Origin of the sequence: Pseudomonas lini (assembly GCF_964063345.1) — a bacterium.
Taxonomy (GTDB): Bacteria; Pseudomonadota; Gammaproteobacteria; order Pseudomonadales; family Pseudomonadaceae; genus Aquipseudomonas; species Aquipseudomonas lini_B.
Map to the genome: position 1 here is coordinate 1,202,165 of NZ_OZ061318.1, position 13,984 is coordinate 1,216,148.

16 protein-coding genes are annotated in these 13,984 nt (G+C 58.0%); 11 read left to right on the forward strand and 5 right to left on the reverse strand.

What is annotated here, in order from left to right:
* Positions 1 to 10: 10 nt before the first annotated feature.
* Entirely contained in the window at positions 11 to 943 is a 933-nt protein-coding gene (locus AB3226_RS05535; protein WP_367372321.1) for a lipid A biosynthesis lauroyl acyltransferase, read from the reverse strand.
* Between the two features lie 118 nt (positions 944 to 1,061).
* Here AB3226_RS05535 and minC point away from each other — a divergent pair, with 118 nt between their 5' ends.
* The 6 genes from minC (at position 1,062) to AB3226_RS05565 (ending at position 5,715) form a co-directional block, all read left to right on the forward strand.
* A complete protein-coding gene (minC, locus tag AB3226_RS05540; protein WP_367372322.1) occupies positions 1,062 to 1,799 on the forward strand; it encodes a septum site-determining protein MinC in 738 nt (245 codons plus the stop codon).
* Positions 1,800 to 2,000: 201 nt separating this feature from the next.
* Positions 2,001 to 2,813, forward strand: a complete 813-nt coding sequence (gene minD, locus AB3226_RS05545; RefSeq protein WP_038979761.1) for a septum site-determining protein MinD — start codon at positions 2,001 to 2,003, stop codon at positions 2,811 to 2,813.
* Complete coding sequence (gene minE, locus AB3226_RS05550) at positions 2,813 to 3,067, forward strand: cell division topological specificity factor MinE (protein WP_007898843.1); 255 nt, start codon at positions 2,813 to 2,815, stop codon at positions 3,065 to 3,067. Before minD ends, minE begins: the two co-directional genes overlap by 1 nt.
* Before the next feature lie 182 nt (positions 3,068 to 3,249).
* Positions 3,250 to 3,885 carry an RluA family pseudouridine synthase gene (locus AB3226_RS05555; protein WP_367372323.1) on the forward strand — a complete coding sequence of 212 codons (636 nt, stop codon included), beginning with the start codon at positions 3,250 to 3,252 and terminating at the stop codon, positions 3,883 to 3,885.
* Positions 3,886 to 4,092: 207 nt separating this feature from the next.
* On the forward strand, positions 4,093 to 5,382 hold the full coding sequence (locus AB3226_RS05560; RefSeq protein WP_367372324.1) for a M18 family aminopeptidase: 1,290 nt from the start codon (positions 4,093 to 4,095) through the stop codon (positions 5,380 to 5,382).
* Positions 5,383 to 5,538: 156 nt separating this feature from the next.
* Positions 5,539 to 5,715 (forward strand): hypothetical protein, encoded by a 177-nt coding sequence (locus AB3226_RS05565; RefSeq protein WP_008005668.1) that lies wholly within the window; start codon positions 5,539 to 5,541, stop codon positions 5,713 to 5,715.
* A 95-nt stretch (positions 5,716 to 5,810) separates the two neighbouring features.
* Here the strand turns inward: AB3226_RS05565 and AB3226_RS05570 are convergent, their stop codons facing one another.
* The 4 genes from AB3226_RS05570 to AB3226_RS05585 form a co-directional block, all read right to left on the reverse strand.
* Positions 5,811 to 6,062 (reverse strand): bacteriocin immunity protein, encoded by a 252-nt coding sequence (locus AB3226_RS05570; RefSeq protein WP_367372325.1) that lies wholly within the window; start codon positions 6,060 to 6,062, stop codon positions 5,811 to 5,813.
* A 1-nt stretch (position 6,063) separates the two neighbouring features.
* Positions 6,064 to 7,404 carry an S-type pyocin domain-containing protein gene (locus AB3226_RS05575; RefSeq protein WP_367372326.1) on the reverse strand — a complete coding sequence of 447 codons (1,341 nt, stop codon included), beginning with the start codon at positions 7,402 to 7,404 and terminating at the stop codon, positions 6,064 to 6,066.
* 81 nt (positions 7,405 to 7,485) lie between these two features.
* The gene (locus AB3226_RS05580) at positions 7,486 to 8,037 is read right to left on the reverse strand and encodes a hypothetical protein (protein WP_367372327.1); all 552 of its coding nucleotides are present in this window, start codon (positions 8,035 to 8,037) and stop codon (positions 7,486 to 7,488) included.
* A gap of 198 nt (positions 8,038 to 8,235) precedes the next feature.
* Entirely contained in the window at positions 8,236 to 8,949 is a 714-nt protein-coding gene (locus tag AB3226_RS05585) for a UTRA domain-containing protein (RefSeq protein ID WP_123360108.1), read from the reverse strand.
* Between the two features lie 350 nt (positions 8,950 to 9,299).
* On the opposite strand from AB3226_RS05585, the gene AB3226_RS05590 reads away from it, so the two are divergent.
* The 5 genes from AB3226_RS05590 to AB3226_RS05610 all read left to right on the forward strand — a co-directional run bounded on the left by AB3226_RS05590 (position 9,300) and on the right by AB3226_RS05610 (position 13,970).
* Complete coding sequence (locus AB3226_RS05590; protein WP_367372328.1) at positions 9,300 to 10,364, forward strand: ABC transporter substrate-binding protein; 1,065 nt, start codon at positions 9,300 to 9,302, stop codon at positions 10,362 to 10,364.
* Positions 10,365 to 10,548: 184 nt separating this feature from the next.
* A complete protein-coding gene (locus AB3226_RS05595; protein WP_367372329.1) occupies positions 10,549 to 11,355 on the forward strand; it encodes an alkaline phosphatase family protein in 807 nt (268 codons plus the stop codon).
* A gap of 5 nt (positions 11,356 to 11,360) precedes the next feature.
* On the forward strand, positions 11,361 to 12,197 hold the full coding sequence (locus AB3226_RS05600) for an ABC transporter permease (RefSeq protein ID WP_367375759.1): 837 nt from the start codon (positions 11,361 to 11,363) through the stop codon (positions 12,195 to 12,197).
* On the forward strand, positions 12,184 to 12,984 hold the full coding sequence (locus AB3226_RS05605) for an ABC transporter permease (protein ID WP_367372330.1): 801 nt from the start codon (positions 12,184 to 12,186) through the stop codon (positions 12,982 to 12,984). Before AB3226_RS05600 ends, AB3226_RS05605 begins: the two co-directional genes overlap by 14 nt.
* Positions 12,981 to 13,970 carry an ABC transporter ATP-binding protein gene (locus tag AB3226_RS05610; protein ID WP_367372331.1) on the forward strand — a complete coding sequence of 330 codons (990 nt, stop codon included), beginning with the start codon at positions 12,981 to 12,983 and terminating at the stop codon, positions 13,968 to 13,970. The genes AB3226_RS05605 and AB3226_RS05610 overlap by 4 nt, the downstream gene beginning before the upstream one ends.
* The last annotated feature ends 14 nt before the right edge of the window (positions 13,971 to 13,984 follow it).

A 13,984-nucleotide genomic window follows, 5' to 3' on the forward strand; every position in this document is an offset into this window, starting at 1 on the left:
GATCGGTGACTCAACCGCGTTTGGCGTACAGCTTCGGTTCGCCCGGTGGACGGGTCTTGAAGCGGCGATGTGCCCAGAGGTATTGCTCCGGACACTCGCGCAACGCGCTCTCGACCCACTGATTGATGCGAATGCAGTCAGCCTCTTCCGTCTCGCCAGGAAAACCCTCGAGCGGCGCATGGATCATCAACCGATAACCACTGCCGTCAGCCAGGCGTTCCTGGGTGAACGGCACTACCAGCGCTTTGCCCAGCCGTGCGAATTTGCTGGTGGCGGTGACGGTCGCCGCCTGAACCCCGAACAGCGGCACAAAGATACTTTGCTTGGCGCCGTAGTCCTGATCCGGCGCGTACCAGATCGCCCTGCCTGCCCGCAGCAGTTTGAGCATGCCGCGCACGTCGTCGCGCTCCACCGCCAGCGAGTCGAGGTTATGCCGCTCGCGGCCAAGACGCTGGATGTAGTCGAACAGCGGATTCTTGTGTTCGCGGTACATGCCATCGATGGTGTGTTGCTGACCGAGCAGCGCCGCGCCGATCTCCAGCGTGGTGAAATGCACGGCCATCAGAATCACACCCTTGCCATCGCGTTGGGCCTGCTTCAAATGCTCCAGGCCTTCGACATGGGCCAGTTTCGCCAGACGCTTGCGCGACCACCACCAGCTCATGGCCATCTCCAGGAAGGCGATGCCGGTGGAGGCGAAGTTTTCCTTGAGCAGGCGCTTGCGCTCGGCAGCGGACTTTTCCGGGAAACACAGCTCAAGATTGCGCTTGGCGATGCGCCGTCGGTCGCCGGCCACCCGATACATCAATGTGCCCAGGGCGCGACCGATCGACAGCAGCGCCGGATACGGCAGCTGCACAATCAGCCACAACAGCCCCAAGCCACACCACAGCGGCCAGAAACGTGGAGAAAGAAATGCTGTTCGAAAACGCGGGCGATCCATTAAAGGTTCCGTCAAGACAGTGGCCGCGCATTCTACATCGTTCGACCCGGCTTGCGGCCTGCGGGCGTTCTCGTTATAAGTCTCGGCACTTTTAGTGACAAGCCGTTGTATGCCGACCATGAGCCAAACCGAACCGCTAGACCAAGATCCCGTGTTCCAGTTAAAGGGCAGCATGCTCGCCATTACGGTGCTGGAACTGGCCCGTAACGACCTTGAGAACCTTGATCGACAACTGGCCGCCAAGGTCGCCCAGGCGCCCAACTTTTTCAGCAACGCGCCGCTGGTACTGGCCCTGGACAAACTTCCGGCCAGCGAAGGCTCGGTCGATCTTCCAGGGCTGATGCGCATCTGCCGCCAGCATGGCCTGCGCACCCTGGCGATCCGGGCCAGCCGCATCGAAGACATTGCCGCCGCCATCGCGGTCGATCTGCCGGTGCTGCCGCCGTCCGGCGCCCGTGAGCGACCGCTCGACCCGAACGAAGGCACTGTTGCGAAAAAACCGGAAAAACCACCGGAACCGACCATCAAACCGACCAAAATCATTACCTCGCCGGTACGCGGTGGCCAGCAGATTTATGCCCAGGGTTGCGATTTGGTGGTGATTTCGTCGGTCAGCCCGGGGGCGGAACTTCTCGCCGATGGGAACATCCATGTATACGGCGCGATGCGCGGTCGTATCTTGGCCGGCGTCAAAGGTGACACGAAAGCCAGGATTTTCTGTCAGCAAATGACCGCTGAACTGGTCTCCATTGCCGGCCACTACAAGGTTTCCGAGGATCTGCGTCGTGATCCATTGTGGGGCGCGGGCGTACAAGTCAGCCTGTCGGGCGACGTGTTGAACATCATTCGGCTTTAACGGATACTGCCGCATTTTCCAAGCATCTCTAAAACGTAGCGAAAACGGCTCAAACGAAGTAGGAAAAAGGCTAAAAGCAGTGTTTACCGGGGGTAAACGCCGCTCAGAACCGGATTCCAGCCAAGGCTGTCCGACTGCAGTAGTTTTTCAAGAGATGTTTTTCAGGGGCTAAACGTCCTTTTTCCTTAGGGGTAAAACACCTTGGCCAAGATTCTCGTGGTTACATCCGGCAAGGGTGGTGTGGGTAAGACCACCACCAGCGCCGCTATCGGTACCGGCCTCGCTTTGCGTGGTCACAAAACAGTAATCGTCGACTTCGACGTTGGTTTGCGTAACCTCGACCTGATCATGGGTTGCGAGCGCCGCGTGGTGTATGACTTCGTCAACGTGGTAAACGGCGAAGCCAACCTGCAACAGGCTCTGATCAAAGACAAGCGTCTGGAAAACCTCTACGTACTGGCCGCCAGTCAGACTCGCGATAAAGACGCGCTGACTGTCGAAGGCGTCGAAAAGGTCCTGATGCAGCTCAAGGAAGACTTCGAATTCGTGGTCTGCGACTCTCCGGCGGGTATCGAGAAAGGCGCCCACCTGGCCATGTACTTCGCTGACGAAGCGATTGTAGTGACCAACCCGGAAGTCTCCTCCGTACGTGACTCGGACCGCATGTTGGGCCTGCTGGCCAGCAAATCCCGTCGCGCCGAAAACGGCGAAGACCCGATCAAGGAACACCTGCTGCTGACCCGCTACAACCCTACACGCGTGAGCAACGGCGAAATGCTCGGCGTCGAAGACGTCAAGGACATCCTGGCGGTGACCCTGCTGGGCGTTATTCCGGAATCGCAAGCCGTCCTCAAGGCCTCCAACCAGGGTGTGCCGGTGATTCTCGACGACCAGAGCGACGCCGGTCAGGCGTACAGCGATGCGGTCGATCGTCTGTTGGGTAAAACCGTGGACCATCGTTTCCTCGATGTCGAGAAGAAGGGATTCTTCGAGCGACTTTTTGGAGGTAGGTAATGAACCTTTTTGACTTCTTTCGTGCCAGTAAAAAGGTCAGTACCGCGTCGGTAGCGAAAGAGCGTCTACAGATCATCGTGGCGCATGAACGCGGCCAGCGCAGTACGCCGGATTACCTGCCAGCCTTGCAGAAGGAACTGGTGGAAGTGATCCGCAAGTACGTCAATATCGGGTCCGATGACGTGCACGTCGCTCTGGAAAACCAGGGCAGTTGCTCGATCCTGGAACTCAATATCACCCTGCCAGATCGCTGAGTCGATTCGGCGGGAGCCACGGCGGCTCAGGCTCTTGCGCACTCCGTAGGAGCGAAGTTTGCTCGCGAATACAGGCAACTCGGTGTATCTGATAGACCGAGGTGACGCATTCGCGAGCAAGCTTCGCTCCTACAGGATGCGGAGCCTGAGCCGCCGTTGGCGTTTGTTACGAGGCTGTTTTAATGCCGTTGTCCAACATCCGCATCATCTATCAGGACACCGCCGTACTGGTGGTGGACAAACCGACCCTGTTGCTCTCCGTCCCTGGCCGGGCCGATGACAACAAGGACTGCCTGATTACGCGCCTGCAAGAAAACGGCTACCCGGAAGCACGAATTGTTCATCGGCTGGACTGGGAAACTTCCGGCATCATTCTGCTCGCTCGTGACCCGGACACTCATCGCGAGCTGTCTCGGCAATTTCACGACCGAGAAACCGAAAAAGCCTACACAGCCCTGTGCTGGGGACAACCGGAACTGGACAGCGGCAGCATCGACCTGCCCCTGCGCTACGATCCGCCGACCAAGCCACGCCATGTGGTGGACCACGAGTTCGGCAAGCACGCCCTGACATTCTGGCGTGTGCTGGAGCGTTGTGGCGACTGGTGCCGTGTCGAGCTGACGCCGATCACCGGCCGTTCTCACCAGTTGCGTGTGCACATGCTCTCCATCGGTCACCCGCTGTTGGGTGATGGGCTCTATGCCCATGAGCAAGCACTCGCTGCCTGGCCACGTCTGTGCCTGCACGCGAGCATGCTCAGCTTCACTCATCCCCAGACGGGCGAACGCCTGCGCTTCGAGTGCCCGGCACCGTTTTGACTGCCAATACGATAAAACTGTGGGAGCGGGCTTGTCCGCGATGAGGTCGGCACAGCCAGCATGGATGTCGCCTGACCCGCCGCCATCGCGGGCAAGCCCGCTCCCACAGGGTTCTATTGAAGACGTAAACTCGTAGCACCGCAGCAGCCCACCGCCAATTCTGTGACCAATACGTTAAACTGGCGCCACTGCTGTCTGGAGCTTCTTATGCGCGAAGAGTTGAACCAAGGCCTGATCGACTTCCTCAAGGCCTCCCCTACCCCGTTCCATGCCACCGCCAGCCTTGTTCAGCGTCTGGAAGCGGCCGGTTTTGTGCGCCTCGACGAGCGCGAGCCGTGGAACACCGAAACCAATGGTCGTTACTACGTCACCCGTAACGACTCTTCGATCGTCGCGTTCAAAATGGGCCGTCATTCACCCCTGCACGGCGGCATCCGTCTGGTCGGCGCGCACACCGACAGCCCATGCCTGCGGGTCAAACCCCAGCCGGAGTTGCAACGCCAGGGCTTCTGGCAATTGGGCGTCGAAGTCTATGGCGGCGCATTGTTGGCGCCGTGGTTCGACCGTGACCTGTCTCTGGCCGGCCGCGTGACGTTCCGCCGTGATGGCAAGGTCGAGAGCCAGTTGATCGACTTCAAGGCTCCGATCGCCACCATCCCGAACCTGGCCATTCACCTCAATCGTGAAGCCAACATGGGCTGGGCGATCAATGCCCAGACCGAACTGCCGCCGATCCTCGCGCAATTCGCCGGTGACGAACGCGTGGACTTCCGCGCCGTGCTCACCGATCAACTGGCCCGCGAACATGGCCTGAATGCCGACGTGGTGCTCGATTACGAGCTGAGCTTCTACGACACCCAAAGCGCTGCGGTCATTGGCCTGCATGGCGATTTCATTGCGGGTGCGCGCCTCGATAATCTGCTGTCGTGCTACGCCGGCCTGCAAGCTTTGCTGACAACCGAAACCGACGAAACCTGCGTGCTGGTCTGCAATGATCACGAAGAAGTCGGTTCCAGCTCGGCTTGTGGCGCCGACGGTCCAATGCTTGAGCAGACTCTGCGTCGTCTGTTGCCCGAAGGGGACGAATTCGTACGGACCATTCAGAAATCCCTGCTGGTCTCGGCCGACAATGCCCACGGCGTGCACCCGAACTATGCGGATAAGCACGACGCCAACCACGGCCCGAAACTCAACGCCGGCCCGGTGATCAAGGTCAACAGCAACCAGCGCTACGCCACCAACAGCGAAACCGCCGGCTTCTTCCGCCATTTGTGCATGGCCGAAGAAGTACCGGTGCAGAGCTTCGTGGTGCGCAGCGACATGGGCTGCGGCTCGACCATCGGCCCGATCACCGCCAGCCACTTGGGCGTACGCACCGTGGACATCGGCCTGCCAACGTTCGCCATGCACTCGATCCGTGAACTGTGCGGCAGTCACGACCTTGCACACCTGGTCAAAGTGCTGAGCGCGTTCTACGCCTGCCGCGAATTGCCGTAGTCCCTGTAGGAGCTGCCGCAGGCTGCGATCTTTTGACTTTGCTTTAAAACAAAATCTAAAGATCGCAGCCTTCGGCAGCTCCTACACTCACATCACCTCCGGTCATCCGAAAGCCGCCTAGACTTGCAATACCCCCTCTGCGACAAGGCAGTCACCATGATCTCGATGTCTTCGTTCCACGCCATGCTGATCCCGATTCTTTCCGGGATGATCATGCTGGCCATCGGCTTCAACTTCCGCGACAAGAACGCCGGTGTGTTCGCGATGTGGGTCGGCATGCTGATGATCCTCGCCACCGTGATTTACAAGATCCTCGCCAAACTCAACGAATAAATCCTCGCGCCTGGCTCGCATTGATTTTGACGGGCCACGTATTAAGCCCCTATCGGCGAAAGCTTGCCGACAGGGGCCAAATTGCTCACTAAACATTATTGTTTAAAGCCAGGCTTACCATTAGCTGCGCGCCATTCCTTTACTGTCTTCAATATCCCCTCTGGACTATCATCCTCATCAGGGAGAGGGTAATAGATAACCCCATAACTTCTTGGGTGCTCCGAGGCCGTTACAAACTGATCGATCAAGACGTTGTGGCTTTGTTCATCTGGAGAATTAACAAAACAAATATCATTCAAAAGAGCTAAAAACTCACTCTCCGTATATTCTTCAAATTTACGATGCATTTCAAACCCCTCCATTAACAGAGTGAATTTCCACATGTCGCTTTGGCGTTACCACTCTCAAATTATCCATGTCGTAGACCTCACCTCCATTTTTTATATAGTCTAAATGATGTAGCTCAAATACTTTATTACCACCCACTCCCTCCTCCGGGATAGCAACCGGTGATCGCCCTTTCGCCATCAACGCCCGATTACTGTTCCTGAACTGCTCAGACAATTCAGGATCAGCGCTTACAGTTTTCCAAAACGCCTCCCTAAACGCCCTGAAATTCCTGAACTGCCTTCCGCTCAACTGTTCTGCAATCTGCGACGGAACAGGCGCGCCATCGCCTTGGGAAGCCGCCTCCAGCCATCTGCCTGCAACCGGCTCTCCATCACCCGTGGCAACCCCGGCATCCTCCCGAGGATCCCTGAACATCACGTACTGCGGGGGCAGGCCAGAATCCGCCGGAAACACAATAATGTAATCATCGAAGCCGGCTTCACCAACAGCCGGATGACTGTCGATTCGTCCTTCGACGGGGATTATGACGCCACCGGCATACCGCGGCGGACTCGGTTCCTGGACGGGCAGAGCAGTCGAACTACTGTCCGGAGTAATCAGTGGCGTCCATACCAACGTTCTGGGGGGAATATCGGGGATGATGACGCTATAGATGTTCTCCTGCAGGTTATAGACAGCCGCCACTACCGGCACACCGGAGGGGAGGTTTACTCCATCGACCGGAACGACAAGTAACTCCGATCGATCTCCCTCTGTTGCCCTGGAACTGAAACGCACCGGTACATCAAGCAAACCGCCTTGCTTCGCTAGATCGTCGAGATCAGGCAAAGGAGCGGATATGAGATCCTCCAAGGGATAGCTGAACATATACCTTTTCGGCAATTCACCATTGGCCAGTTCAGGTGAGTACACCAGTGCGCCAACGCCGACCATAAAACCCGTTGCCGTTCCTGCTGTCAGACTGGACAACGCGGCGATCGCAGAGCGTATAGCAGACCGCAATGCCGCCAGCACCTCTTCGGCAATTTCCATGGAGCCGTTCGGAGTTGTGAATCCAGGCTGAGGGTGCGTGGTGGCGCCATGTATGTGATATGTGTTCGCGGCTCTGGTGGCGAGTTCCAAGCGTCGAAGTTCGTCATCCACCAAACGTTGTGCTTGCTCGGCCGCCTCGATCCGGGCCTGTTCTTCAGCCCTTTGACTAGCCAGTTTTTCTGCCTCAAGCCGAGCCAACGCTTCAGCCATTTCCTTCGCATGTGCCTCGGCCGCAATACGCGCTCGCTCTTCTGCCAGTCGCCTGACTTCGTTTTCCGCGGCGATACGTGCTAACTCTTCTGCCACTCTACGGGCTTGTTCCTGCGCAATACGAGCCTGCTCTTGAGCGACTTGCCGCTCATGCTCCGCCGCACGTCGTGCCTGCTCCTATGCGATGCGATTGGCCTCCTGACCTTGTAACGTAGCAATGATGCCTTTCACGCCAACGGATTGTGCGCTTAACCGCGCGATGCCCTCAGCCAGCAACTTGGCGTTGAACAATGCGGCGTAAGCCTCACGGACAGAGACTCCACTGGCCCCGGCCCGACGGTTTACCTGAGGCAACCGTCCCCGCATCAGAAATGTATCGACCTGTGTCTGGCCGAACCTTTGACTGGCCGTGCTCATGGCTGACGGCAGTGCGCCGCCTTTTCTGGCGATCAAACCTTCCCGGACACTCAACTCACGTACAAAGGCCTGCAAGGGAGGCAAAACGCTTGTATCGCCCGCTGCCCGGACTTGCGCAAGTTCTACCTCAAGGGTATGCGCAAGATTATTGGAGAACTCTTTGTAGGAGTTCTCCATATCCAGAATCTCACCCAGCGGCGCAAAATCGATTCCAGGCCCTGAGCCATCCCCTGCCCCCAAATAATGCAAATACTCATCTTGTTTATCCGGGCGCACAACCGTAACCGGAAGTGTTATTCCATTCCCTGACATAGAACTTCTCCTCTATAGACTTGCGTCGTGATAGCAGGACAAGCAGGTGTGAGCATTTAATAATGCATTGGCTCAACATGCTTCCCGCTATGGGCAAATCTATGAGGATCAGAAGCTTCAGATGCGGTACATATATATATAGGCAGAAATTATTTCCGAACAAATTTCCAGCGGTGTTCCTACAGAAGATCCAAAAAATCAAACCACATCCACCCCAACATGAATCGCATCATGGCGCCAGAACTCCAGGTCACAGTCGATCAGTCGTTGATGCTGATCGTAATTGACCCGCGCAATCCGCAACCCCGGGCTGCCCACCGACACCCGTAAAGCCGCCGCAGCGTCCACCGACAACGCCGTCGGCACAATCTCGAAGCGCACCCGCCCGTAATGCAAGTCGTAATGCCGGGCATACAGTTCGGTCATCGACTGATTCAGATCGAAGTCCAGAATCCCCGGGAAAAACTGTGGGTTCAGGTAGTGCTCCACATACAGCACCAATCGCCCGTCAATCCGTCGCGAGCGGCAGATCTGGATCACGCTCGACAGCGCCGGCAACTGCAACCAGGCACACACCGCCGCCGACGCCGGCTGCAACCGCGCCGAGATCACCTCGGTGGACGGCACTCGCCCCTGCGCACTGACCATCGCGTGAAAGTGGCTGCGCTGCATCAGGTTATAAGCCAGCCGCGGTGGCGACACGAACCAGCCGCGTCGCTCCTCGCGATAAATCTGGCCCTGGGCCTCCAGCTGCAATAACGCCTCACGCACGGTAATCCGCGTGGTACCGAACAACTCACTGAGCTTGCGCTCTGCCGGCAACTTGCTCCCCGGCGCCAACAAGCCGTGGTCGAGCTGTTCCTGCAGAACCTGCCCGATGGCTGTCACCGCTTTGGTGGTCTCGATGCGCATCAACGTTACCTATCTGGACTAGACCAGCACTGATTCAGGGCAGAACCGTGATTCACATCGGTTCCTTCAACTGCCTGCAAGCCTAGGCACTGCACATGACTGACAGATGACAAAGCCGCCGAACGGCTGCGCCAGACACCTGCAATTTTATGGCCAAGTCCCTTTCATATCAGCTCTTTAGCCATGGTCTACGCTTATCTCGCACCCCGCGTATCCGAGCGCAGAAAATTCAGGCCGACCGGTCGTCGACATCAAAATGTCATCCAACCCGCCTAAATTGGCTCAGGTATTGCTGACCTAGACCAACACAACCGCAATCGCAGCGTTGAAAACGCCCAAAGGAGCTTCGGATGAAACAGTTTTTCCTGGCATCACTGTTAGGCTCGACCATTGCCCTGTGCACCACCGCCATGGCGGCGGATGATCTGAAAACCCTGGAAGCCGCTGCGAAAGCGGAAGGCGCAGTCAACAGCGTCGGCATGCCCGATGACTGGGCCAACTGGAAAGGCACCTGGGAAGACCTGGCCAAGAAATATGGCCTGAAACACATCGACACCGACATGAGCTCGGCCCAGGAAATCGCCAAGTTCGCCGCCGAAAAAGACAACGCCAGCGCCGACATCGGCGACGTCGGTGCCGCCTTCGGCCCGATCTCGGTCAAGCAGGGCGTGGTGCAACCTTATAAGCCAACTACCTGGGAACAGATTCCGGATTGGGCCAAGGACAAGGACGGTAACTGGGCGCTGGCCTACACCGGCACCATCGCGTTTATCGTCAACAAAAAGCTGCTGCACGGTTCTGAAGCACCGACCAAATGGGCCGACCTCAAGACTGGCAAGTACAAAGTCTCTATTGGCGACGTGAGCACCGCGGCCCAGGCGGCCAACGGTGTACTGGCCGCCGCCCTCGCCAACGGTGGTGACGAAAAAAACATTCAGCCAGCCCTGTTGCTGTTCGCTGACATCGCCAAGCAAGGCCGCCTGTCCATGGCCAACCCGACGATCGCCACCATGGAAAAGGGTGAAATCGAAGTCGGTGTGGTCTGGGACTTCAACGGCTTGAGCTACAAAGCCAAGATGGCCAATCCGGATGACTACATCGTGCTGATTCCATCCGATGGCTCGGTGATTTCCGGTTACACCACCATCATCAACAAATACGCCAAGCACCCGAACGCCGCCAAGCTGACCCGCGAATACATCTTCAGCGATGCCGGCCAAATCAACCTGGCGAAAGGCAACGCTCGTCCGATCCGCGCCGAACACATCAAACTGCCGGAAGACGTGAAGGCCAAACTGCTGCCTAACGAGCAGTACAAAAAGGTCACGCCGATCAAAGACGCCGACTCGTGGGAAAAGACCTCCAAGTCGCTGCCGCAGAAGTGGCAGGAAGAAGTCATCATCAATATGCCGTAAGGATGTAGCCCGCCATTGGGTGGGCTAGTGGAGATCCCTGTGGGAGCGAGCTTGCTCGCGATAGCGGTAGTTCAGTCAACATCACTGTTGAATGTCAGTCCGTCATCGCGAGCAAGCTCGCTCCCACAGTGGATGGTGGTGAATTCGAGTTTTCTGAACACATGTTTTGCGGAGTCCCAGCCCTATGAAGCACAACGTCATCCTTGTCGTGCTCGACGGCCTCAATTACGAAGTCGCGCGCCACGCCATGGGGCATCTGCAGGCTTACGTTGGCGCAGGACGCGCGGCACTCTACAAGTTGGAGTGCGAGCTGCCGGCCCTGTCCCGACCACTTTATGAATGCATCCTGACCGGCGTTACGCCGATCGTCAGCGGCATCGTTCATAACAACGTCTCGCGCCTGTCCAACCAGCGCAGCATCTACCATTACGCCACCGATGCCGGCCTTACAACCGCCGCCGCGGCCTATCACTGGGTCAGCGAGTTGTATAACCGTTCGCCGTTCGTGGCCGCCCGGGACCGTCATACCGACGACCCCAAACTGCCGATCCAGCACGGTCATTTCTATTGGAGCGACCACTACCCGGACTCGCACCTGTTCGCCGACGCGGAAAACTTGCGCCTGCGCCACGCGCCGGACTTTTTATTGGTCCACCCTATGAACATCGACGACGCCGGGCACAAGCACGGCCTCGACACCCCGCAGTACCGCAACAGCGCCCGCTCGGCCGACATCATCCTCGCCGATTACCTGCAAGGCTGGCTCGACGCCGGTTATCAGGTACTGGTGACGGCCGACCACGGCATGAATAACGACCGCTCGCACAACGGCCTGCTGCCCGAAGAACGCGAAGTGCCGCTGTTCGTCCTCGGCGATGCCTTCAGCTTCAACCAAAACGCCGCACCGAAACAGACCGAAATCTGCGGCACCGTCTGCGAACTGCTGGGCGTGCCCCACGACAAACCTGTGTGCCGGGAGCTGCTCAAGTGAACGCCATGACCCGCGGTAAATGGCTGGCCGTTCTGTGCCTGGTGCCCTTCGCGATTTTCTTCTTCGTGTTCCAGATCGCCCCGCTGCTCTGGGTAATGATCAATAGCCTGGAGTCGGAAGAGTTCGGCTGGGGCCTGTCCAACTTCAGCAAAATCTTCAACTCGAAGTTCTATCTGCAGGCGATCCAGCACAGCCTCGAGATCAGTTTCTGGTCCAGCGTGTTCGGCATCATCATCGCCATACTCGGCGCCTACTCCCTGCGCCGGGTCGACTCGAAACTGCGCAACTTCGTCAACGCCTTCGCCAACATGACCAGCAACTTCGCTGGCGTACCCCTGGCCTTCGCGTTCATCATTTTGCTGGGGTTCAACGGCACCTTCACCATCATGCTCAAACAGGCCGGGATTATTCAGGACTTCAACCTGTACTCGAAAACCGGCCTGATCATTCTCTATACCTACTTCCAGATTCCCCTGGGCGTGCTGCTGCTCTACCCGGCTTTCGATGCCCTGCGCGAAGACTGGCGTGAGTCCGCTGCGTTGCTTGGCGCCAACGGCTGGCAATTCTGGCGGCACATCGGTTTGCCGGTGTTGACCCCCGCACTGCTGGGCACTTTCGTAATCCTGCTGGCCAACGCCCTCGGCGCGTACGCCACGGTCTACGCCCTGACCACCGGCAACTTCAACGTGTTGCCGATCCGCATCGCGGCGATGGTCTCCGGCGACATTTCCCTCGACCCGAACCTGGCCAGCGCCTTGGCCGTGGTGCTGGTGGCGTTGATGACCCTGGTGACCATCGTGCATCAGCTGCTGTTGAAGAGGAGCTACCATGTCTCGCGTTGAACTGGGGCCCGTCGGTGTCTATCACCGCGTCGTGGCGTATTTGTTGTTTGCCATTCTGCTGTTGCCGCTGCTCGGAACGCTGATCTACTCGATCTCCAGCAGTTGGTCCGCGACGATTATGCCCAGCGGTTTTACCTTCAAGTGGTACATCCAGCTGTGGAGCGATCCGCGCTTTCTCGACGCATTTGGCCAGTCGTTACTGGTCTGCGTCGGCTCGTTGATTCTGTCGGTGGTGTTGATTCTGCCGCTGCTGTTCGTGGTGCATTACCACTTCCCGAAACTCGACGCATTGATGAACATCCTGATCCTGCTGCCCTTCGCGGTGCCGCCGGTGGTGTCGTCGGTGGGGCTGCTGCAGCTCTACGGTTCGGGGCCGTTCGCGATGGTCGGCACGCCTTGGATTCTGATCGGTTGCTATTTCACCGTGGCGCTGCCGTTCATGTACCGGGCGATCACCAATAACCTGCAAGCGATCAACCTGCGCGACCTGATGGACTCCGCGCAACTGCTCGGCGCCAGCACTTGGCAAGCGGCATTCCTGGTGGTGCTGCCGAACCTGCGCAAGGGTTTGATGGTGGCGTTGCTGCTGTCGTTCTCGTTCCTGTTCGGCGAGTTCGTGTTCGCCAATATTCTGGTCGGCACCCGCTACGAAACCCTGCAGGTCTACCTCAACAATATGCGTAACAGCAGCGGCCACTTCACCAGTGCGCTGGTGATCTCCTACTTCTTCTTTGTGCTGGTTCTGACCTGGGCTGCCAATATCTTGAACAAGGACAAAAGCGAATGAGCTACGTCAGCGTCCAACACCTGCAAAAGAATTACTCGGGCACCACGGTATTCAGCGACATCAACTGCGAAATCAAGAAAGGCGAATTCGTCACCCTTCTCGGCCCGTCCGGTTGCGGCAAGTCCACCCTGCTGCGTTGCATCGCCGGCCTGACCTCGGTGGACGGCGGCAAGATTCTGCTGGAGGGTCAGGACCTCGTCCCGCTGAGCCCGCAAAAACGCGGGATCGGCATGGTGTTCCAGAGTTATGCGCTGTTCCCGAACATGACCGTGGAACAGAACGTCGCCTTCGGCTTGCGCATGCAGAAGGTCAACGCGGACGACAGCCACAAGCGCGTCGCCGAAGTGCTGGCACTGGTGGAGCTCAACGACTTCGCCGCTCGTTATCCACATCAATTGTCCGGCGGCCAATGCCAGCGTGTCGCCCTGGCTCGCTCGCTGGTGACCCGGCCTCGATTGTTGTTGCTGGATGAGCCGCTGTCGGCATTGGATGCGCGGATTCGCAAGCACCTGCGCGAACAGATCCGTCAGATCCAGCGCGAATTGGGCCTGACCACGATCTTCGTCACTCACGATCAGGAAGAAGCCCTGACCATGTCTGACCGCATCTTCCTGATGAATCAGGGAAAAATCGTACAAAGCGGCGATGCCGAAACCCTCTACACCGCGCCAGTCGATGTTTTTGCCGCAGGCTTCATCGGCAACTACAACCTGCTGGACGCCGACAGCGCGACGAAACTGTTGCAACGACCGATCACCCATCGCCTCGCCATTCGCCCGGAAGCCATCGAGCTGAGCCTGAACGGCGAACTCGACGCGCAGATTCGCAGCCACAGTCTGTTGGGCAACGTGATTCGCTACCGGGTCGAAGCCCGGGGCGTGGAATTGGTGGTGGATGTGCTGAACCGTTCGGCGGCCGACCTGCATCCCGATGGTCAGCGCCTGGCGCTTTCCATCGATCCGACGGCCCTGTGTGAGGTAGCCTGATGACTTTGCTGATG